The following is a 21,545-nucleotide window of genomic DNA, read 5'->3' as shown; positions in this document are numbered from 1 at the left end:
CTCACCGACTGATACTCATGACGCATGCGTGCAGTCGTGTGTCGAGCCGGTGAACTGACCGTCCAGGACGTCCCCACCCCCGTGCCCGAGAAGGGCCAGGTGCTCCTTCGTGTGTTGCGGGCCGGCATCTGCGGGTCCGATCTCCACGCCCGCGTGCACTGCGATGCGACCGCCGATGTGTCCGACGAGGTCGGCTACGACGCGTTCATGCGCTCCGACCAGTCGGTCGTCATGGGACACGAGTTCGCCGGCGAGGTGGTGTCATACGGGCCCGGGTGCCGCAAACGGTGGGCACCGGGAACCCCGGTCGTGGCGGTACCGATGATCCGTCACGCCGAGGAGGCGCACCTGACCGGCCTTACCGCGTCGGCGCCGGGAGCCTACGCACAGTTCGTACTGGTCTCCGAGGACATGACCTTCGAGATCCCCGACGGGCTGTCGATCGATCACGCCGCCCTCACCGAACCGCTCGCCGTCGCCCATCACGCGATCCGTCGCGGTGAGGTCGGCAAGCGCGACGTCGCGGTGGTGATCGGCTGCGGACCCATCGGGCTGGCGGTCATCGCCATGCTCAAGGCATCCGGTGTGCGCACCGTGATCGCGAGCGACCCGTCCGCGGGACGTCGGTCGCTGGCCGGTCGCGTCGGCGCCGACATCGTCGTCGACCCGGCTGCGGAGTCACCGTTCGACCGGTGCGCGCAGGAGGGGAAGTACGTCACCGCCGCGCAGGACCTGCTCGGCACCGCCTTCGACGCGATGCACACCCTGCGTCGGATCCCGTTGGCGCCGTGGAACTCCCTGTTCCGGGTGGCGGACCGGCTCGGCGCGACGCCGAAGGGCCCGGTGATCTTCGAATGCGTCGGCACCCCCGGCATGATCGAGCACGTCGTGTCGAACGCGCCGTTCCGCTCACGTGTCGTCGTGGTGGGCGTGTGCATGGAGCCGGACACCTTCCGTCCGGCGATGGCGATCAACAAGGAGGTCGAGCTGCGGTTCGTGTTCTGTTACGACCCGGCCGAGTTCCACGAGACCCTGCACATCATCGCCGAGGGCAAGGTCGACGTCGCGCCGATGGTCACCGCGACGGTCGGGCTCGAGGGGGTGGCGGCGGCGTTCGACGCGCTCGGTTCGGCGGCCCACCACGCGAAGGTGCTGATCGATCCGATGAGCGAGATCGCCTCGCTCTGAGGTTGTCTCAGAGTGCGAGGTCGAGGGCGGCGCGGACGATCGAATCGGTGTCGATGCCGTGCAGGCGGTACACGTCCTCGAGCGAACCGACCTGACCGAACCGACTGACCCCGAGGGCCGCACCCGGCACGTTGTTGATGCCCGTCAGGAAGGCGAGCGTGTGCGGGTGCCCGTCGAGGACGGTGACCATCGGTGCCGCGCGCCCGGGCGGGAACACCTGGTCGAGAATCCACGACGCGGCGTCGGCGAGCCCGCGTCGGGCCTGCAGCGCCTCGAAGATCAGTCCCGGGCTCGTCACGCAGACGACGTCGGCGCCGACGCCCTGCTCCGCCAGGCGATCGGCGGCAGCCAGTGTCTCGGTGATGACCGCACCCATCCCGACCAGGGTGACATGTGGGGAGTCGGTGCGGCGCAACAGATATCCACCGGCCACCACCTGGCGTCGACGGCGTTCGCGGGCGGCCGGGTCGTCGGGGACCGCGGCGAGTCGCTGGTCGACCGGTCGCGTCGACAACCGCAGGTACGACGAGGTCCCGTCGGGGCGTCCGAGCCGGCCGATGCATGCGAGCAGAGTCCACTCGACGTCGATCGCGAAGGCGGGTTCGTAGCTGACGCACCCGGGTTGTTCCAGGCCGATCGATGGTGTCGTGATCGACTGGTGCGCACCGCCTTCCGCAGCCAATGTGACGCCGGACGGGGTGCCCACCAGGATCGACTGGCCGCCGGCATAGATGCCGTAGGACCACGGCTCGAGGGTGCGTTCCACGAACGGGTCGTAGAGCACGCCGATCGGGAACAGCGGTTCGCCCCAACGACTCCAGGTGGCGCCGAGCTCGCCGATCAGGCCCGCCAGGTTCGTCTCGGCGATACCGAGTTCCATGTGCTGGCCGGTCGGACGTTCCCGCCAGTGCATGATCGTCTCCGCGTCGTCGGCGAACCAGTCGCGGCGTTCGTTCGGCGACCACACCCCGACCTTGTTCAGCCAGCCGGCGAGGTTGGTCGTCGAGCTGACGTCGGGGCTCACGGTGACGACGCGAGCGGATGCCTCGGGCGCTTCCCGGGACAGGGCAAGGAGTGTACGGCCCAGTGCCGCTTGCGTTGTCGACGTTCCCGACGGCGTCTTCCCGGTGTCGGTCGGGACCGCGGGCGGTGCGGTGGCGGCGATCGGTTCGCGATGGAGCCGCTCGGCGGTCTCGGCACAGAGCCGGCCCTCGTCGGTGTTCTCGTCGAACCGTCCCCACGGATGGCTCGGGTCGAGACCGAGTGATGCCGCGAGTTCGTCGTACTGTTCGACGGTGAGCAGCGAGGAGTGGTTCTGCGGATGGCCCTCGATCGGCAGCCCGTTGCCCTTGATGGTGTAGGCGAGGATGACCGTCGGACGGATGTCGTCGATCTGCTCGTAGGCGCCGACGAGGGCGTCGAGGTCGTGGCCGCCGAGGTTGCGGATGGCCTTCAGGAGGGTCTCGTCGTCGACCGCGGCGACCGCATCGGCGTCCGGACCCGACCCGGGCAGGCGCTTGCGGACCTCGTCGGCGTCGCACCGCAGCAGGCGTTGATACTCCGGGTTGGGCATGTCGAGGATGCGCGAACGCAGTGCGGGACCGCCGGTCCGCCCGAACAGGTCCTCCAGCAGCCGACCGAACTTCACCATGATCACCTGCCACCCGGCGGCGGCGAACATGGCCTCCAGACGACCGGCGGCGATGTTGGGGACGACCCGGTCCAGGGACTGCCGGTTGAGGTCGACAATCCAGACGATCTCGCCGAGCTCGGCCACGGAGGGGTCGAGGATGGCCTCCCAGACCGCGCCCTCGTCCAGTTCGGCGTCACCGACGAGTGAGTACTGCCGGGCGAGCATCGTGGGTGAACGACGGTCGGCGGCGACCGCATCGGGGCCGCCGATCGTGGTGTCGAGATAGCGACGTGCCACCGCACCCCAGATCGGCGCGGTCGCACCGATTCCCACCGATCCGGTCGAATAGTCCACCGCGTCGGGGTCTTTGGTGCGGCTCGGATACGACTGGAGTCCGCCGAACTGCCGCAGTGTCGTCAGATACGACTCGTCGAGCCCGCCGAGCAGGTAATTGATGCCGTGCAGGACCGGCGACGCATGGGGTTTGACCGAGACCCGGTCACCCGGACGCAGCTGCGCGAACCACAGCGACGTCATGATCGAGACCATCGAGGCGCACGACGCCTGGTGTCCGCCGACCTTGAGTCCCGACGGGTTCGGCCGAACCCGGTTGGCGTGGTGGATCATCGACGTCGAGAGCCACAGCACGCGTTGCTCGATCGCGCGCAACGCCTCGGGTGTCCCGGCCGTGTCTGTCCCGGATCGGGGATCGGCGAGGGTCTCGTCCGTCATGGTGGTCCTCTCCGGGATGGGGTCTCTCCGGGTGGTCACCGACGTCGCGACGAGGCGTCGTTCAGCGGTGTCGTAGCAGCCGTGCGGCGGCCGCGGCACCTCCACCGGCAGCGCCCAGCACGATGGCGGTACCGGCACCGTACTTCGCCGCCTTGCGTGCTGTCCGGAAGTCGTACATCTCCCATCCGCGGACCTTGGCGACGTCGCGCAGGTCCGTGTCGGGATTGATGGCGACGGCCTTGCCCACCAGCGACAGCATCGGCACGTCGTTGTGCGAATCCGAGTACGCGGTACAGCGTTTGAGGTTGAGGCCCTCGCGGATGGCGAGTGCACGCACCGCGTGGGCCTTACCGGGCCCGTGCAGGATGTCGCCCACGAGACGCCCGGTGAACACGCCGTCGACGCTCTCGGCGACCGTCCCCAGCGCACCCGTGAGTCCCAGCCGGTCGGCGATGGTCTGCGCGAGCTCCACCGGCGTCGCGGTCACCAGCCACACCTGCTGACCGGCGTCGAGATGGCGCTGTGCGAGAGCTCGTGTGCCCGGCCAGATCTTGTCGGCGATGTAGTCGTCGAAGATCTCCTCGCCGAGTTCGACGAGTTCGGAGGTCTGGCGTCCGGCGATGAATGAGAGCGCCTTCTCCCGACCCTCGGCCACATCGCGGGCGTTCTCCTTGCCGGTGATCCGGAACTTCGCCTGGGTCCACGCGAAATCCATGATGTCGCCGTAGGTGAAGTACTTGCGGGCGGCGAGACCCCGGGCGAAGTGCACGATCGACGCGCCCTGGACGAGGGTGTTGTCGACGTCGAAGAAGGCGGCCGCGGTCAGGTCGCGCGGGGGTTCGCCGGGCTCGATGTCGGTCGGTTCGCGTAGCCGGAGCGAGTCGACCGCGGCTTTCGCGCTCGCCTCGCCGGCGAGGGTCTGGCGGAGTTCGTGCGCGGTCTGGCGGAAGCGACCGGTCGCGGCGCTGGCCCGCTGGGAGATCCACGTGGTGACCCGGTGGGTCTCGTCGTCTCCGGCGATGTCGTGGAGTTCGGCGTCCTCGTCGAAGTCGTCGTCGAACTCGATGCGCGCCGCCTGCGACTCCCAGTCCTCGCCGGTGTCGAGCGGGGTGGCGCCGGAGTCGGCCGGTACAACGCTCGGCGCGGGGGTTTCGGGGCCGGGTGCGCCGGGCACAGTGGTTTCGGACCCGGCTGCGCCGGGCACAGGGGTGTCGGAGGGATCGTCGGGTCGTTCGTCTCCCGGGCCCGGGGTGTTGCCCACTGCCCACCTCCCACGTCGCGTCTGGCGCCAGCACTGCCTGCGCGGTCCAGCCTAGCGGCCACCCACGACGATCAGCGTCGCCGCCGGGCGGTTCCCGCGCGCCCGGGCCGTGGTCCTCGTCACCGGTCCGGGGTCGCGTCATCGTCGGAGCGGGGCGCTGCGACCATGGACCCATGACCGTGGAACTGCTGACCCGTGCGGGATGCCAGATGTGCGCGACCGCCCGTCGCGACCTGACGCGGATCTGTGGCGAGCTCGGGGTGGAGTTCACCGAGGTCGACGTCGACCGGGCCGCGGCCGACGGCCGTCCCGAGATCCGTGCGGAATTCGGTGACCGGCTGCCGGTGGTGCTGCTCGACGGTGACGAGCACAGCTACTGGGAGGTCGACGAGCCCCGGCTGCGCACCGACCTCGCGCGCCGCGGCTGACCACTTCCGATCGCGGGACATCAACCGATCCGCCATCGCGGAGAAGCTGTTGCGTTTAACACAGACCGTGGATCCGTGAGGGTCCATGTGAAGAGTTTCACAGCGGGTTATATCCTCGATGGAACGTGCTGTGCGAAGGGAAGCGGAGGTGAGCGTGGGCGCCGATCGTCAGAAGCCCGGCGACGCCGACCCTCCCGCGTCCGCGCTGCCGCCCCCCGCCACCGCGGTCGCGACCGACATCCCGGCCCCCACGGTGGCCCGTCTGGCCACCTATCTGCACGTCCTGCGCTCGTTCAGTCAGCGCGGCGTCCTGGTGGCCTCCAGCGGGGAACTGGCCACCGCGGCCGGCGTGAACCCCGCCATCCTCCGCAAGGACCTCTCCTATGTCGCCGCGAACGGCGTCCGCGGCGTCGGCTATGACGTCGGTCGTCTCACCGCGCGCATCTCGATGACCTTGCACACCGACAGCATCCACACGGTCGCCCTGGCCGGCGCGGGACAGCTCGGACGCGCCCTGCTCGCCCACACCGGCTTCGGCCGCGGCTTCCGGGTGGCCGCGATGTTTGACGCCGATCCGGCGCTCGCGGGCACATCACTCGAGGTCGGAGGCCCGCGGATCTCCCCGCTCGCCGATATCGCGGCGGTCTGCGCCGAGGTCGAACCCGCGGTGGAGATCGGGGTCGTGGCCACCGCCGACGAAGACGCCCGGAACGCCTTCGACGCCTTCGTCGAGGCCGGCGTACGGCAGGTGCTGAACGTCACCCCGGTGGCGCTGACGACGGAGGCGGATGTCGTCGTCAGACAAGTTGATCTAGCCTTGGAACTACAGGTTTTGACGTTCCAGGCCTCTCGTGGCAGTTCACAGGCCCCGCGGAACGACCTCAAGATCTCCTCACGCAGCGCCGTCGGTGTGCCTCGCGAGGTGAAGGCGGCCGACCGACGCCGCGGAAAAGCAATGGGTGAAGAAACGGTGACAGCGTGAGTGTTCTGTTGTTCGGGGTGTCGCACCGCAGTGCGCCGGTCGAGGTGCTCGAGCGGTTGACGGTCTCCGACCACGACCGTCCGAAGCTGGTCGACGAATTGCTGTCGTCACGGGCGATCTCCGAGGCCATGGTCGTCTCGACGTGCAACCGCGTCGAGATCTACGCGGTCGTCGACGCCTTCCACCCGGCCCTCGAGGCGGTCGGCGAGGTACTCGGCGACCACTCGGGCATGACCGTCAACGAGATGACCCGGCACGCCTACGTGCGCTACTCCGAGGCCGCCGTCGAACACCTCTTCACCGTTGCCGCCGGTCTCGACTCGCTCGTCGTCGGCGAGCAGCAGATCCTCGGGCAGATCCGCAACGCCTACCTGAGCGCGGACGCCAACGACTCGGCCGGCCGCGTCCTGCACGAGCTCGCCCAGCAGGCTCTGCGCGTGGGCAAGCGGGTGCACACCGAGACCGGCATCGACCGGGCCGGCGCATCGGTCGTGTCCGTGGCGCTGCATCGCGCGAAGTCGCTGCTCACCGACCCCGCGACCGGAGCGCATCGCCTGCGCACCGCGGTGGTGGTCGGCGCCGGCGCCATGGGCGGCCTCGCGACCGCCCAGCTGGCGCGTGAGGGCGTCACCGAGCTGTCCGTGGTCAACCGCACGGTCGAGAACGCCCGCCACCTCGCCGACAGCATCGCCGCCAACCACGGCATCACCGTGCACGGCGTGGGCCTCGACGAGCTGCCGGCCGCGATGGCCGCCGCCGACGTCGTCGTCAGCTGTACCGGTGCGATCGGCTCCGTGGTCAGCGTCGGTGCGGTGCATTCGGCCCTCGCCGAACGGAACCGCAACGGCGACACCACCCCGATGGTGATCTGCGACCTCGGACTCCCGCGCAACGTCGACCCGGCCGCGGCCCGCCTGCCCGGCGTGCACGTCGTCGACATCGAGGGTCTGCGCGGCGACTCCGAGACCCAGGCTGCGGAGAACGACACCCTCGCCGCGCGGTCCATCGTCGCCGCCGAGCTCGCCGACTACCTCACCCATCAGCGCCAGGCCGAGGTCACCCCGACCGTCGCCGCGCTCCGTCAGCGCGCCGCCGACGTCGTGGAGGCCGAGATCCTGCGCCTCGAGACCCGGCTCCCGGACCTCGAGAACAACCAGCGCGACGAGGTCGCGAAGACCGTCCGACGCGTCGTCGACAAGCTGCTGCACGCGCCGACCGTGCGGGTGAAGCAGCTCGCCTCGACGCCCAACGGCGACCACTATGCGGAGGCTCTGCGCGAATTGTTCGAACTCAAACCAGGTGCGGCAGAGTCGGTTTCGGCCCCCGATCGAATCGGTACCACCGAGGCGGCCGGCGAGCAGGGTGACCGATGAGCGAAACCCGAACCGCGCCGATCCGGATCGGTACGCGGGGTTCCCTGCTGGCCAGGACGCAGTCGCAGACCATCGCCGACGCCCTCACCGCCGCCGGACACCCGGCCGAACTGGTCATCATCAAGACCGCCGGTGACGCCTCGGCCGCCCCGGTCGCCGAGATCGGCGTCGGTGTCTTCACCACCGCCATCCGCGTCGCACTCCGCAACGACGAGGTCGACGTCGCGGTGCACTCCTTCAAGGACCTCCCGACGGCGCCCGAGGACGACCTCACGATCGCGGCCGTCCCGACCCGTGTGGACCCGCGAGATGCGCTGGTCAGCCGGGACGGACTGGTGCTCGGGGAACTGCCCCCGGGCTCGACCATCGGGACCTCGGCGCCCCGCCGGGCGGCACAGCTTAAGGCATTGGGTCTCGGTTTGGAAATCCGCCCCCTAAGAGGCAACCTAGATTCTCGGTTGGGCAAAGTCGCCAGCGGCGAACTCGACGCAGTCGTGGTCGCCCGCGCCGGCCTCGTGCGGATCGGACGGACCGAAGTGGTCTCCGAAGCGCTCGATCCGGTCGTCATGCTGCCGGCTCCGGCGCAGGGTGCTCTCGCTGTGGAGTGCCGCTCAGACGATGCCGAACTGGTGAGAATACTCGCCGAGTTGGACGACAAGTCCACCCGGGCGGCCATCGAGGCCGAACGGTCGGTGCTCGCGGCCCTGGAGGCCGGGTGCACCGCGCCGGTCGGAGCGATCGCCGAGGTGGTGGAGTCGATCGACGAGGACGGGCGCATCTTCGCCGAACTGTCGCTTCGCGCGGCAGTGGCGGCCGAGGACGGATCCGATGTGATCCGCGCTTCGGTGGTGGGTCCGGTCGATCGGGCCGTCCAGCTGGGTAATGATCTCGCCGCCGAACTGCTGGAGCTGGGAGCGGGCGAACTCGTCAACTCTCCCTAGCAGAGAACGAACTGCAGCCCTCCACGCGGGGGCAGGAGAGTGCGAACCCATGAGCCGTACGAAGAAGGCAAATCCCGGACGGATCCTGTTCGTGGGGTCGGGTCCAGGTGATCCCGACCTGCTCACCGTGCGGGCGCGCACCGTGATCATCAATGCGACCACGGCCTACATCGATCCCGATGTCCCGGCCGCCGTGGTGTCGCTGATCGGCAGCGCACATCGCGAAGAACCCGCACCGAACACCCGCCGGTCGACCAAGAAGGCCGACAAGGCGGACGAGAAGGCCGGTGCCGATGCAGCAGGCGCCGACGCCGCCGATGCAACCACCGCACCCGCCCCGGACGCCGACAAGGCCGACGAGGAGTCGGTGGTGCGCCCGGCACTCGGCGACCCGACCGAGGTCGCCAAGACCCTCGTGGCCGCCGCCCGCAACGGTGACGACGTGGTCCGCGTCGTCGCCGGCGATCCGCTGACCACCGATTCGGTGCTCGCCGAGGTCAATGCCGTGGCCCGCCACTCGGTGACCTTCGAGGTGCTGCCGGGCCTGCCCGCCGCCTCGGTCGTCCCGAGCTACGCCGGCATGCCGCTGGGGTCGACCCACACCGAGGCCGACGTGCGCGGCGAGGTCGACTGGGCCGCGCTGGCCGCCGCTCCGGGCCCGCTGGTCCTGCACGCCACCTCCGGCCACCTGGCCGAGACCGCGAGCGCGCTGACCGAGCACGGGATGGCACCGCAGACCCCGGCGGCCATCACCATCAACGGCACCACCTGCGCCCAGCGCACCATCGAGGCCACCCTCGCCACGCTCAACGAGCAGGGCAATGCGCTGACCGGTCCGCTGGTCGTCACCGTCGGCAAGGTCGTCGGCTCGCGCGGCAAGCTTTCCTGGTGGGAGTCGCGCTCGCTCTACGGCTGGACCGTGCTGGTGCCGCGCACCAAGGACCAGGCCGGTGACATGAGCGACCGCCTCGTGAGCCACGGCGCGATCCCCAAGGAAGTGCCCACGATCGCCGTCGAGCCGCCGCGGAGTCCCGCGCAGATGGAGCGCGCGGTCAAGGGACTCGTCGACGGCCGCTACCAGTGGGTCGTGTTCACCTCCACCAACGCGGTTCGCGCGGTGTGGGAGAAGTTCGCCGAGTTCGGTCTCGACGCCCGCGCCTTCTCCGGTGTGAAGATCGCCTGCGTCGGCGAGGCCACCGCGGAGAAGGTCCGCTCCTTCGGCATCAACCCCGAGCTCGTGCCGTCGGGTGAGCAGAGCTCGCTGGGGCTCCTCGAGGACTTCCCGCCCTACGACGACGTCTTCGACCCGGTGAACCGAGTCCTGTTGCCGCGCGCCGACATCGCCACCGAGACCCTGTCCGAGGGTCTGCGCGACCGCGGCTGGGAGATCGACGACGTGACCGCGTACCGCACCGTGCGCGCCGCACCGCCGCCCGCCGAGACCCGCGAGATGATCAAGACCGGCGGCTTCGACGCGGTCTGCTTCACCTCGAGCTCGACGGTCCGCAACCTCGTCGGCATCGCCGGAAAGCCGCACGCGCGCACCATCGTCGCGTGCATCGGTCCCAAGACCGCCGAGACCGCAACGGAATTCGGTCTGCGCGTCGACGTGCAGCCGGAAAACGCGTCGGTCCTCGAACTGGTCGACGCACTCGCCGAGCACGCCGCCCGGCTCCGCGCCGAGGGCGCACTGCCCCCGCCGCGCAAGAAGTCCCGTCGATCGCGTTCGTGAGCTCCTCTGCTCCCTGAGGTGTGAGGAGCGATAGCGACGAGCCTCGAAGGGCCGTGAGACGAAGGAGACGACATGGCACCGATGATCCGACCCCGCCGGTTGCGCACCACGCCGGCGATGCGTCGGCTGGTCGCCGAGACCACTCTCGCACCACGGCAACTCGTGTTGCCGATGTTCGTCGCCGACGGCATCGACGAGCCGAAGCCGATCTCGTCGATGCCCGGCGTCGTCCAGCACACGATGGACTCGTTGCGCACCGCCGCGGCCGAGGCCGTCGAAGCAGGCGTCGGCGGGCTGATGCTGTTCGGCGTGCCGCGAGCCGAGGACAAGGACGCGACCGGCTCGGGTGCCGACGCCGATGACGGAATCCTCAACCGTGCCCTGCGTGCGCTGACCGACGATCTCGGTGACTCGACGGTCCTCATGGCCGACACGTGTCTCGATGAGTTCACCGATCACGGGCACTGCGGTGTGCTCGACGGTCGGGGGCGCGTCGACAACGACGTGACCCTCGACCGCTACGTGTCGATGTCGCTGGCGCAGGCACGCGCCGGCGCCCAGCTGCTGGGGCCGAGCGGGATGATGGACGGCCAGGTCGCCGCCATCCGCGAGGCACTCGACGCCGAGGGCTTCACCGACACCGGAATCCTGGCCTACTCGGCCAAATACGCGTCGGCCTTCTACGGTCCGTTCCGCGAGGCGGTCGGTTCGTCGTTGCAGGGGGACCGGCGGACCTATCAGCAGGACGCGGCCAACCGGATCGAGTCGCTGCGGGAGGTGCGCCTCGACCTCGAGGAGGGCGCCGACATGGTGATGGTCAAGCCCGCCATGAGTTACCTCGACATTGTGCGCGACGTCGCCGAGATGAGCGACGTTCCAGTGGCCGCGTATCAGATCAGCGGTGAATACGCGATGATCACCGCCGCCGCCGAGCGGGGCTGGATCGACCGCGACGCCGCGATCCTGGAATCGCTGACCTCGATCCGCCGTGCCGGTGCGTCGGTCATCTTGACCTACTGGGCGACCGAGGTCGCGAACCGGCTCTCCTGAGCGGTCTGCAGCGGCCTCCGGGACGCATGCACCGGGTCGGGGTCGCGTCCGATTAGGCTGGTGCCATGTCCGCACCGTTCGACCCGATGCGCGCCCCGTCCGAGCCCGACGCGCAGCAGCGCACGACGATCCCGGATTCGATCTCCATCGCCGTCGAACTGTGGGCGGTGGTCGTCGTCGGACAGATCGTCGCGCTGTTCGCCCAGACCGGCACCTTCGTCGACATGGTCCGCGATCAGATCCGCGCCGACCCGCAACAGGGCGTCTCCGAGGATCAGCTGCAGTTCATGACCTCGTCCGGGTTCGTCATCGGCGTCCTCGTCGCGATGTCGGTGTTCCTGACCGCCATCACCGCCCTGGTCGTCTGGTTCACCCGCAAGGGCTACAACTGGGCCCGCATCGTGCTGGGTGCGATGGGCGTCTACATCGTCGTCAACCTGGTCTTCTCGCTGTTCGGCGACACCGAGCCGGCGTGGGCGATGGTGCCGCTGGTCATCAGCGGCGTCGCCGCACTGGGCGCGACGGTGTTGTTGATGCGGGGTGACTCCGAGAAGTACTGCCGGCGCATGGCGGAGGACCGCAAGCCGCGGCCCGTCCCGCCCGCCGCAGCCCCGTACCCGTACGGCCAGAATTCCTATGGTCAGAATCCTCATGGCCAGAACCCTTATGGCCAGAACCCCTATGGCCAGAACCCCTACGGCCAGAACCCCTATGGCCAGGGTCCCTACGGTCAGAATCCGTACGGGGACAATCCCTACGGGCAGGGGCCATACGGTCAGAATCCATACGGCCACAACCAGTCTCCGGCGTCGCCCGAGACGACCCCGAATCCGTACGGATCTCCGTCACAGCCGGGGGCGCAGTCCGGTGACACGCCGTATGGTGACAGTTCATCCGGTGCCGACCGCGGTGGGACACCCGACCTCCGCAAGCACGAGAACCCCGACCCCGACAGCGAAGGACCGAAGAAGCAGTGACAAGTCCCGACCCGGCACAGCGTCCGAAACTCGTCGTCTGGGCCTACCGGTGCTGGGTGGTGTCGGGAGCACTCCTGGCCGTGCTCGGTCTCCTCGTGGTGATCCTGTCCGCGGTCGACGACTCCGGGTCGATGTCCTCGGCGACGCTCGGCATCCTCGTCCTGATCGTCGGTGTCGCCTACATCCTGCTGGGCAGCAAGGCGTTCACGGGTGACGCACGTTGGCGGTCGTCGTTGTCGGCACTGACCCTCGTCGTCGTCGCGATGCTGCTGTTCCTCAGTGTCGGTCTCGGTTCGCCGGTGTTCGCGCTGGCGTTGCTGGCAGGCATCATCGGGCTGTTCGGCTCGCTGCTGGCCTACCGACCGGACTCGGAGACCTGGTACACCGGCAAGGCGCCCGAACCCAAGAAGCAGCGCACGCCGCGCAAGAAGAAGCCGTGACCGACGAGACCCCGGACCCAGCCGACCCGGGCGACGAGGTCGACCCGGTCGAACCCGAAGCGGCCGAACCGGATGAGGTCGAGCCCGAAGCGGCCGAAGCGGAAGTGGACCCGGGCGAGGTTCTCTTCTACGAACCCGGCGGCAGCAGGTGGGTGGTCCTCATCGGACCCGTGCTCGTCCTCGCCGTCCTGATCATGGAGATCGCCGGCCCGGGACAGGTGCACTGGCCGGTCCTCGTCATCTTCCTGGTGATCCTGTTCGGCTTCTCTCTCGTCCAGGTGTCCGCGGCCCGACGCCACGTCTCCGTCGAACTCACCGAGACGACGCTGCGGCAAGGGGCGGTGACGACGCCGCTCGCCGACATCGAGAAGATCTATCCGCCCAACAACTCCGCGACACCCGAGGACTGGGAGAGCGCTCGTGCGCTCGGTGAACTCCACGGGGTGCCTCGGCGCCGTAAAGGCGTGGGGGTGCGGCTCACCTCCGGCGACCTCGCCCAGGCCTGGGCGCGCGACGTCGAGGTGTTCCGCAGCGAACTCACGCAGGCACACGCCGCCGTTCGGATGGGTCTACCGCCGTCGGCGAAGAAGCCCTCCATCGGCAAGGACGAATCCCGCAAGGCCGATCCGGAAGATCCCGTGGAGGGTCAGGACACCACCGAGTGACGTCCCTTGCGGCTGTCGCGGTAAGCGCGGCGGCGCAGGTCGCCCAGCCAGGACGGCGCGAACTCGACCCCGTCGGGACGGTGCAGGATCGGATCGAAGTCGATGTCGAGCCCGGTCAGGACGTGATCGAGTTCGATCCGGGCCAGTGGCACGAATCGTCCGAACCCGGCTTCGAGGATGATGACGACCGGCCGTTTGGTGCGCAGGCAGGCGGCGAGATCCTCGACATTCAGCCCCGACGGCCCGGTCGGCTCGATGATGCGGGCACGGATCCAGTAGAGCTCGCCGTCGTAGCGGTAAGGCGTCAGGCTCGACACGGCGGTCGGGGCCCAGTGGGTGGCCGGCAGCGGCACCGGGAGGCGACCCGACAGCGGTGCGGGCCCGGCCATCAGGAGGTCCCAGGCGCCGGACGCGGCGTCGCCGGTGACGTCCGGGGTGGGAGCGTCGGCGGGGGCGTTCGTCTGGGCCACGGCGGGGAACCGCACGGCCACACCGACGATGTCGGGCAGGCCGCCCGGGGTGCCGATGCCCTTCGACAGGCGGACCGTGACCGGTCCGGATCGGAAGGGCAGCGGATGGTCGCCGGAGACCGACGCCGTGCCGCCGCAGAGCAGGCCGTCCGGATGGAACACGCGGGCGTGCCGTAGGGCACCGAGCCAGCGGAACGGCGTGGTGATGAGATCTGGCAGGTCAGGCATGGCACCTCCGTAGATGAAGCGGCACCGCCGACGACACGGCAGGGCCGCGAACCCCTCGGGAGTCCGCGGCCTGCCGTACCGACGACGGGTTTCTAGCCGGTCGGATCGGGATCGACGACGTCCTTGATCTTGCCCATGACACCCTTCTCAGTGCCGAACTGCGGCTTCTGCGGGTCTCCCATGGCGCCATCGTAGGTCGCGTAGAGCTTCGGGTCCGGCGGCGGACCGGATTGGCGGTCGCCGAGCGGCTGCGGGTCGGCGAGGAACTTGAACTCGTGCTGCCCGTCCGGGGTGGGACCGCTGGCCCAGCCGCCCTTGTCCGAGTCGGCGCCGTCGGACAAATGCCACAGCGTGCTGGCGTGCTCGCTGTACTCCTCGTCGAACAGGTCGTCCGGGGCGATGGTGCCCTCCAGACCGTCCTCCTTGAGCTCTTCGATGGCCTTGAGCCAGAGGTTCTGGTGGAACGTGTCGCGGGCGAGGTTGAACCGGAGCATGTCCTTCACGCCGGGATCATCGGTCATGTGCCACAGGCGGGCGGTCTGTACCCGTCCCTGTGCCTCGGCGGTCACGTTCGCGTGGAAGTCCGCCAGCAGGTTGCCGCTGTGGGTGATGTACCCGCTGTTCCAGGGCACACCGTTGCTGTCGGCGAGGCGCGGGCCGCCACCGGAGAAGATGGCCTGGGTGGGGTCGGAGCCACGTCGGTGACCGGCGCACCCTCGAGCAGGCGGGCGACCATCGTGGCGATCATCTCCACGTGACCGATCTCCTCGGTCGCGATGTCCATGATGAGGTCTTTGTACTTTCCCTTCATGCGGCAGTTCCAGCCCTGCATGAGGTACTGCATGGTCACGGTCATCTCGCCGTAGGCGCCGCCGAGCAGTTCTGCAGCTTGCGCGCGTAGACGGGGTCGGGCTTTTCGGGCTTGACGTCGAACTGCATGTAATCGGTATGGCGGAACATGATTCCCCTGACGGTCGTCGCGGTGTAGCCGCCGGCGGATGAGGCCCCGCAGGACTCGGTGTCTGCGATCGACGTTGATCGCGGCGGTCCCGTGGCGGTCGCGGACCCAGGCGTCGACGAGCGTGCTTAGTTCCCAAGACGATTCGCGGCAAGCGTCGACCGTGGCCGACGACTCGTGCGCGATCGTTCTGTTGCGCCGCGCCTGTGTCTTCACCGCGGCGTCGGGCCAGTGGTGCCCGAGTTGTGCCCTTTCCAAACACGGGTGCACAAAACACCGCGCCCGGCCTGAGTGGTTCAGGACGGGCGCGGTGATCGGATCGGGTCGTTTCGGCGGGTCAGCCGTTCACGAGCATCGGTGCCCTCAGCAGTTCCTCGGGGACACCGAAGGCATCGACGAGTGACCGTGCGTGCGGACGGAGTTCCTGGCACAGCTCGTTGACGCCGCGCCGGACCGCCTTGGCCCGCTCCACCGAGATGTGGCGATGCATCATGAACCAGGACAGGTCGTCTTCGAGCGCGGAGTAGACGAACAGGTCGCAGACCTTGCCCAAGAGCTCTGCTGCAGAACGGGAATCGCAGTTCTCGATCGCCTCGACGAACGCCTCGAGCACCACGCGCTCGATGTGGGCATCCCCGACCTTCAGCAGATGGTCCTGTGCGTTGTTGAAGACGTCGAAGGCGTCGTTGTCGTCGTCGAGAGCACGCCGGAGTCGCTGCGCACAAGTGCGCACCAGGTGGTCCTCACGATTGCGGAACAGTCGGATCTGCGTACTGCGGTCGGTGAGTGCCGATTTCTCGGTGTCCTCGTCGGAACTGTCGAGCAGCGTCTGCACCACCTGGCGGACGGCGGTCTTCTCGACGACCACATCGCGGGCCATCCCGGCGATGAACTTGACCCAGCCGCCGGCCGAAAGGCCTTGCACGTCCTCGGAATACGACGAGAGTAATTCCTTGGCGATGAGCTGGGTCATGATCGTGTTGTCGCCTTCGAACGTGGTGAACACGTCGATGTCGCCGCGGATGATCGACAGCTGGTTCTCGTCGAGGTACCCGGCACCGCCGCAGGCCTCGCGGCTGACGTTGATCGCATGCGACGCGTGCCAGGTCGCGTAGGCCTTGAGGCCTGCCGCCTGTCCCTCGAGCTGACGCTGACGTCCGGCGTCGGAGTCGTCGGGCGCCGACGACTGGACCTCGTGCAGCTCGGCCACGATCTCGTTCTGTGCGAACGCGATGGCGTACGACTTGGCGATGAGCGGGAGCAGTTTCCGCTGGTGTCCGAGGTAGTCCATCACCGTGATCTCGTCGGTGGCCTCCGGCGCCTCGAACTGCTTGCGGATCAGGCCGTACCGGGTGGCGAGGGTCAGTGCCTTGCGACCCGCGGCACCCGCCGTCGCGGCCACGCTCACCCGGCCGCGGATCAGCGTGCCGAGCATGGTGAAGAAACGACGGTTGATGTTCTCGATCGGCGAGCTGTAGCTGCCGTCCTCGGCGACGTCGGCGTACCGGTTGAGGAGGTTCTCCGCGGGAACGCGCACGTTGTCGAACATGATGCGACCGTTGTCGACGCCGGCGAGACCACCCTTGTAACCGCAGTCGCTGGTGGTGACGCCGGGCAGGTCGTTGCCGTCCTCGTCGCGGATCGGCACGACGAAGCAGTGCACCCCGCGCCCCTCCGGCTCCTCGTCGGGTCCGCCGGTGATGAGCTGGGCGAAGACCGCCGCGAATCGGGCGTGCTCGGCCGCACCGCCGATGTAGTCCTTGCGTGACGACGGGGTGGGGGAGTGGATCACGAACTCGCGGGCGTCGCGGTCGTAGGTGGCGGTGGTCTCGATGGCCTGCACATTGGAGCCGTGGCCGGTCTCGGTCATCGCGAAACAGCCCAGGATGTCCAGGTTGATGATGCCGGGCACGTACTTGTCGTGGTGACGCTTGGTGCCGAGGTTCTCGACCGCGCCGCCGAACAGACCCCACTGCACGCCGGCCTTCACCATCAGCGAGAGATCGGCGTAACCGAGCATCTCGATCGCGGTGATCGAGGAGCCGATGTCGCCGGTGCCACCGTGATCGGCGGCGAAGCCAGCGGATGCGAAGCCCTGCGACGCCAGCTCCCGCATCACCTCGAGGGTGTGGGTGCGTGCCTCCTCCAGCGTGCGGGAGGGATCGGGGAGCAGGTCGGCTCGGTTGGAGTTCTCGCGTACGTATTCCCGGGTGGCGCGCCACCGGCCGTCGAGGGCGAACCGGAGGTTGTCGACGAGCAGCGCGCGCTCGTCGGCCGACAGGTCGTCGTCAGGGGTGACCTCGGTCGGGCTGACGGGATCGTCGAGGGTCGGCTCCTTGGCGATCGGGGTGTGCTGCGACGGGGTGGGACTCTCAGTGGGAGTTGCCATGGATCCACCGTACGTAGTGCGCACGCCTTCGGCCCACATTTTGTGGCGCCTGCTACCGGCGCGGGGAGTGCACCAATCCGGTCACGGTGTCGGCGTCGAACCCCCACTTTGGAGGGTGCAGGCATTTCGATGTGATCAGTACCCTAGATCGCCGTCGCACGTATGGACCATCACAACCCGGGTCCTGTCACAACGGTCGCGAGAAAACGGAGGAACGATGTCGGTCTCCACCCCCGATGTGTCCGGGACTGGCGCAGCCCCGTCCCCCGATGTGTCTGCGGGCACGGGCCCCTCGACCACGGAATGGGGCGGGGCCAACCGCTCCGAGATGAGCCCGCTGCGCTTCCTGGAACGTTCGGCGGCGGTCTTCCCCGACCGCGCCGCCATCCTCTACGGGCAGCGCCGGCACACCTACGCAGAGTTCGCCGACCACGTCCAGCGCCTCGCCCGGGTGCTCGCATCGAAGATCAAGCCCGGTGACCGCGTGGCCTACCTGGCCCCGAACATCCCCGAGATGCTGATCGCGCACTACGCTGTGCCGCTGGCAGGTGGCGTCCTCGTCGCCCTCAACTCGCGTCTCGCCGGACCCGAGCTGGTCTACATCCTCGACCACTCGGGGGCCAAGGCCCTCTACTTCGATGCCGAGTTCCGCGAGACCGTGTCCGCGATCATCGGCCAGGTGCCGGAGGTCGAGACGGTCGTCGAGATCGCCGATCCCGAATTCGGCGTGACCCCCGGTCCCGTAGCCGACGCCGGGATCGACGGACTCGTCTCCTACGACGATCACCTCGCCGCGGCCGACGAACTCGATCCGACGCCGATCCCGTGGACGGTCGATGACGAGAACACGATCATCTCGATCAACTACACGTCGGGAACCACCGGTAAGCCCAAGGGCGTCATGTACACTCACCGGGGCGCGTACCTGAACTCCTTCGGCGAGACCTTCCACAACCAGTTCACCGGGTCGTCGCGGTACCTGTGGACGCTGCCGATGTTCCACTGCAACGGGTGGTGCACGCCGTGGGCCGTGACCCACGCCGGCGCCACCCACGTCTGTCTGCGTGCCGTGCGCGCGGATGCGATCTGGGACGCCATCGACGATCTCGGCGTCACCCATATGTGCGGTGCCCCGACCGTCTGCACCACCATCGTCGGCTCGCCGCGTGCGCACCGACTCGGCCGTCCGCTGCACATCACCACCGCCGGAGCGCCGCCGTCGCCGACCGTGATCGGCTCGCTCGAGGCGATCGGCGTGACCGTCGTCCACGTCTACGGCCTCACCGAGGTGTACGGCCCGTACACCATCTGCGAGTACCAAGATGCTTGGGGCGCACTGGAACCCAACGATCGTGCGGCGAAGCTCTCCCGTCAGGGAGTGGGCATGGTCCAGGCCGAGACCGCGCGCGTCGTGGTCGCCGACCAGGTGCCGCTGGTCGACGTCCCCGCCGACGGCGAGACCATGGGCGAGATCGTGCTGCGCGGCAACAACGTGATGGCCGGGTACTTCCGTGACGAGGAGGAAACCCGAAAGGCGTTCGCGGGCGGCTGGTTCCACACCGGCGACCTCGGCGTCATGCACCCCGACGGCTACATCCAGCTCCGCGACCGCGCCAAGGACATCATCATCTCCGGCGGCGAGAACATCTCGACCATCGAGGTCGAGCAGGCGCTGGTGAGTCACGACGCCGTCCTCGACGTCGCGGTCATCGGTGTCGCGGACGAGAAGTGGGGCGAGCGGCCCCGCGCCTACGTCCTGTTGCAGCCGGGTGCCACGCTGACCGCCGAGGAGCTCGTCGAGCACGGTCGTCGCCTGCTCGCCGGCTACAAGGTGCCGCGCGACATCGTCTTCGCGCACGAACTGCCGCGCACCCCCACCGGCAAGGTCCTGAAAGGCGAGCTGCGAGCACAAGCCCGCGCCGAATGAGGCTTGCCGGTGGGGTGCGCCCGTGTCCGTGTACATGTGGTGATACTTGACCCATGTCAGTTGCCGATGTCGACAGCGCGAGCTTCCGCATGCTCGTCGTCGCCGAGTCGATCCGGCTGTTCAGCGAGCACGGCTACGAGTCGACGACGGTCGAGCAGATCGCGTCGGCCGCGGGGATGTCGCGTCGCACGTTCTTCCGGCAGTTCGGTTCCAAGGAGGACGTGATCTTCGCGGATCACGAATCCCTGCTGGCGCAGGTCGATGACACCCTGGCCGGCTTCGAGGGTGATCCGTGGTCGGCGGTGTGCGCTGCCGCGGAGGTCGTGTTCAGCCATTTCCGGCGGGACCGCGACCTGGCCGTCCGGCGCGCCCAGGTGGTGCAGGAGGTCCCCGCGCTGCGTGATCGCGAGCTCGTCACCACCTACCGCTACCAGGGCGCCTTCGAGGAGTTCCTGCGCCGGCGCCTGCCCGACGAGCCGCCGGTCCGCATCGTCGCCTACGTCGCGGCGATCACCGGCACGCACAACTACCTGCTCCGGCAGATGATCCGCGGCGACGCCGACGCAACGCTCGAACGCCTGCGTCGTGAGCTCGCCCGGGTCGCAGTGGCACTCGGTGCCGACGTAGACGCTTCCGCCACCGCGGCCGGCGACGATGGGGCCCAACAGGTCACCGTGGTGACCTATCCGGCCGGCACCTCGCCGGACGAGGTGGCCCGGCGCGTGGCCGCTCAGCTGCGGAAATCCTGACCGAGTCCGGCAGGTTCGGGACAACACCGAACGCGACGAGCACAATCGGTGACGTGGGTCGCATTCCTCCGGTGCTGTGGTGCGTTGACATGGCACTGAGTGCCGTGATGCACTGATAGATAACCACCAATTTGGCACCCCGTGCCGTGAGGAGTTGTCATGGGTTTCGGAAATCCCGACTTCGACGTCTTCCAGCTTCCGGAGGAGCACGTCGCCCTGCGCGAGGCCATCCGCGCGCTCTCCGAGAAGGAGATCGAGCCGCACGCGGCTGACGTCGACGAGAACTCGCGCTTCCCGGAGGAGGCGCTGAACGCACTCAACGCGTCGGGCTTCAACGCCATCCACGTCCCCGAGCAGTTCGGCGGCCAGGGCGGCGACTCGATCGCAGCCTGCATCGTCATCGAGGAAGTGGCCCGCGTGGACGCCTCGGCGTCGCTGATCCCGGCCGTCAACAAGCTCGGCACCATGGGTCTGATCCTCAACGGCTCGGACGAACTCAAGCAGCAGGTGCTCCCGGGCATCGCCTCCGGTGAGGCCATGGCCTCCTACGCGCTGTCCGAGCGCGAGGCCGGTTCCGACGCCGCCGGCATGAAGACCCGCGCCCGCAAGGACGGCAATAACTGGGTCCTCAACGGCTCCAAGTGCTGGATCACCAACGGCGGCAAGTCGACCTGGTACACCGTCATGGCCGTGACCGACCCGGAGAAGAAGGCCAACGGCATCTCCGCGTTCATGGTCCACAAGGACGACCCCGGCTTCACCGTCGGCCCGCTGGAGAAGAAGCTCGGCATCAAGGGTTCGCCCACCGCGGAGCTGTACTTCGAGGACTGCACCATCCCGCTCGACCGCATCATCGGCGACGAGGGCACCGGCTTCAAGACCGCCCTGCAGACCCTCGACCACACCCGCCCGACCATCGGTGCACAGGCCGTCGGCATCGCGCAGGGTGCGCTCGACAAGGCCATCGAATACGTCAAGGACCGCAAGCAGTTCGGCAAGCCGATCAGCTCGTTCCAGGGCGTCGAGTTCATGATCGCCGACATGGCGATGAAGGTCGAGGCCGCGCGCCTCATGGTCTACACCTCGGCCGCCCGCGCCGAGCGTGGCGAGAAGAACCTCGGCTTCATCAGCTCGGCGTCGAAGTGCTTCGCCTCCGACGTCGCCATGGAGGTCACCACCGACGCCGTCCAGCTCTTCGGTGGCGCCGGCTACACCCGCGACTTCCCGGTCGAGCGCATGATGCGCGACGCCAAGATCACCCAGATCTACGAGGGCACCAACCAGATCCAGCGCGTCGTCATGAGCCGCGCGCTGCTGCGCTGATCGCCCTCTGGCTCAACTGGATTCGCCCCGCCGGCCTGCGCCGGCGGGGCGTTTTCGTTCCCGCTCGTGCGTTTCCTTCCCGCTCGGCAGATCTGGCGA

17 protein-coding genes and 1 pseudogene are annotated in these 21,545 nt (G+C 68.6%); 13 read left to right on the top strand and 5 right to left on the bottom strand.

Annotated elements, in window-relative coordinates; translation table 11 throughout:
* The first annotated feature begins 24 nt into the window (after nucleotides 1-24).
* Nucleotides 25-1,188, top strand: a complete 1,164-nt coding sequence (locus tag OK17_RS18490; protein ID WP_461418337.1) for a zinc-binding dehydrogenase — start codon at nucleotides 25-27, stop codon at nucleotides 1,186-1,188.
* 7 nt (nucleotides 1,189-1,195) lie between these two features.
* Here the strand turns inward: OK17_RS18490 and OK17_RS18485 are convergent, their stop codons facing one another.
* Together OK17_RS18485 and OK17_RS18480 are read right to left on the bottom strand one after the other, a co-directional pair.
* Nucleotides 1,196-3,553, bottom strand: a complete 2,358-nt coding sequence (locus OK17_RS18485) for a transketolase-like TK C-terminal-containing protein (RefSeq protein WP_461418336.1) — start codon at nucleotides 3,551-3,553, stop codon at nucleotides 1,196-1,198.
* Between the two features lie 61 nt (nucleotides 3,554-3,614).
* Complete coding sequence (locus OK17_RS18480; protein WP_461418335.1) at nucleotides 3,615-4,814, bottom strand: HAD family hydrolase; 1,200 nt, start codon at nucleotides 4,812-4,814, stop codon at nucleotides 3,615-3,617.
* Between the two features lie 173 nt (nucleotides 4,815-4,987).
* On the opposite strand from OK17_RS18480, the gene OK17_RS18475 reads away from it, so the two are divergent.
* The 9 genes from OK17_RS18475 (at nucleotide 4,988) to OK17_RS18435 (ending at nucleotide 13,402) form a co-directional block, all read left to right on the top strand.
* The gene (locus OK17_RS18475) at nucleotides 4,988-5,242 is read left to right on the top strand and encodes a glutaredoxin family protein (RefSeq protein ID WP_461418334.1); all 255 of its coding nucleotides are present in this window, start codon (nucleotides 4,988-4,990) and stop codon (nucleotides 5,240-5,242) included.
* A 154-nt stretch (nucleotides 5,243-5,396) separates the two neighbouring features.
* Nucleotides 5,397-6,224, top strand: a complete 828-nt coding sequence (locus tag OK17_RS18470; RefSeq protein WP_461418333.1) for a redox-sensing transcriptional repressor Rex — start codon at nucleotides 5,397-5,399, stop codon at nucleotides 6,222-6,224.
* The gene (locus tag OK17_RS18465; RefSeq protein ID WP_461418332.1) at nucleotides 6,221-7,597 is read left to right on the top strand and encodes a glutamyl-tRNA reductase; all 1,377 of its coding nucleotides are present in this window, start codon (nucleotides 6,221-6,223) and stop codon (nucleotides 7,595-7,597) included. Before OK17_RS18470 ends, OK17_RS18465 begins: the two co-directional genes overlap by 4 nt.
* Complete coding sequence (gene hemC / locus OK17_RS18460) at nucleotides 7,594-8,538, top strand: hydroxymethylbilane synthase (RefSeq protein WP_232718496.1); 945 nt, start codon at nucleotides 7,594-7,596, stop codon at nucleotides 8,536-8,538. The genes OK17_RS18465 and hemC overlap by 4 nt, the downstream gene beginning before the upstream one ends.
* Before the next feature lie 49 nt (nucleotides 8,539-8,587).
* Nucleotides 8,588-10,270 carry a bifunctional uroporphyrinogen-III C-methyltransferase/uroporphyrinogen-III synthase gene (locus OK17_RS18455; RefSeq protein ID WP_006865292.1) on the top strand — a complete coding sequence of 561 codons (1,683 nt, stop codon included), beginning with the start codon at nucleotides 8,588-8,590 and terminating at the stop codon, nucleotides 10,268-10,270.
* A 72-nt stretch (nucleotides 10,271-10,342) separates the two neighbouring features.
* Complete coding sequence (hemB, locus tag OK17_RS18450; RefSeq protein ID WP_006865291.1) at nucleotides 10,343-11,320, top strand: porphobilinogen synthase; 978 nt, start codon at nucleotides 10,343-10,345, stop codon at nucleotides 11,318-11,320.
* A gap of 65 nt (nucleotides 11,321-11,385) precedes the next feature.
* A complete protein-coding gene (locus OK17_RS18445; RefSeq protein ID WP_461418331.1) occupies nucleotides 11,386-12,297 on the top strand; it encodes a hypothetical protein in 912 nt (303 codons plus the stop codon).
* On the top strand, nucleotides 12,294-12,737 hold the full coding sequence (locus OK17_RS18440; RefSeq protein WP_006865289.1) for a hypothetical protein: 444 nt from the start codon (nucleotides 12,294-12,296) through the stop codon (nucleotides 12,735-12,737). The genes OK17_RS18445 and OK17_RS18440 overlap by 4 nt, the downstream gene beginning before the upstream one ends.
* A complete protein-coding gene (locus tag OK17_RS18435) occupies nucleotides 12,734-13,402 on the top strand; it encodes a DUF3093 domain-containing protein (protein WP_461418330.1) in 669 nt (222 codons plus the stop codon). The genes OK17_RS18440 and OK17_RS18435 overlap by 4 nt, the downstream gene beginning before the upstream one ends.
* Here OK17_RS18435 and OK17_RS18430 read toward each other — a convergent pair.
* From OK17_RS18430 to OK17_RS18420, 3 genes and pseudogenes are all read right to left on the bottom strand, one after another.
* On the bottom strand, nucleotides 13,384-14,100 hold the full coding sequence (locus OK17_RS18430) for a hypothetical protein (RefSeq protein WP_154884265.1): 717 nt from the start codon (nucleotides 14,098-14,100) through the stop codon (nucleotides 13,384-13,386). The genes OK17_RS18435 and OK17_RS18430 overlap by 19 nt on opposite strands.
* Before the next feature lie 92 nt (nucleotides 14,101-14,192).
* Nucleotides 14,193-15,060, bottom strand: a pseudogene (locus OK17_RS18425) (manganese catalase).
* A 335-nt stretch (nucleotides 15,061-15,395) separates the two neighbouring features.
* Nucleotides 15,396-17,447, bottom strand: coding sequence for an acyl-CoA dehydrogenase family protein (locus OK17_RS18420; protein ID WP_461418329.1), 2,052 nt, complete (start codon nucleotides 17,445-17,447; stop codon nucleotides 15,396-15,398).
* A 217-nt stretch (nucleotides 17,448-17,664) separates the two neighbouring features.
* On the opposite strand from OK17_RS18420, the gene OK17_RS18415 reads away from it, so the two are divergent.
* The 3 genes from OK17_RS18415 (at nucleotide 17,665) to OK17_RS18405 (ending at nucleotide 21,446) form a co-directional block, all read left to right on the top strand.
* A complete protein-coding gene (locus tag OK17_RS18415) occupies nucleotides 17,665-19,374 on the top strand; it encodes an AMP-binding protein (protein WP_461418328.1) in 1,710 nt (569 codons plus the stop codon).
* Between the two features lie 53 nt (nucleotides 19,375-19,427).
* The gene (locus OK17_RS18410) at nucleotides 19,428-20,123 is read left to right on the top strand and encodes a TetR family transcriptional regulator (RefSeq protein ID WP_461418327.1); all 696 of its coding nucleotides are present in this window, start codon (nucleotides 19,428-19,430) and stop codon (nucleotides 20,121-20,123) included.
* A gap of 159 nt (nucleotides 20,124-20,282) precedes the next feature.
* Entirely contained in the window at nucleotides 20,283-21,446 is a 1,164-nt protein-coding gene (locus OK17_RS18405) for an acyl-CoA dehydrogenase (protein ID WP_006865281.1), read from the top strand.
* The last annotated feature ends 99 nt before the right edge of the window (nucleotides 21,447-21,545 follow it).

It is taken from the genome of Gordonia sp. GN26 (assembly GCF_054823965.1).
The sequence above is the reverse complement of the archived record's forward strand: the minus strand, read 5'-3'. Positions and strand labels throughout refer to the sequence as shown.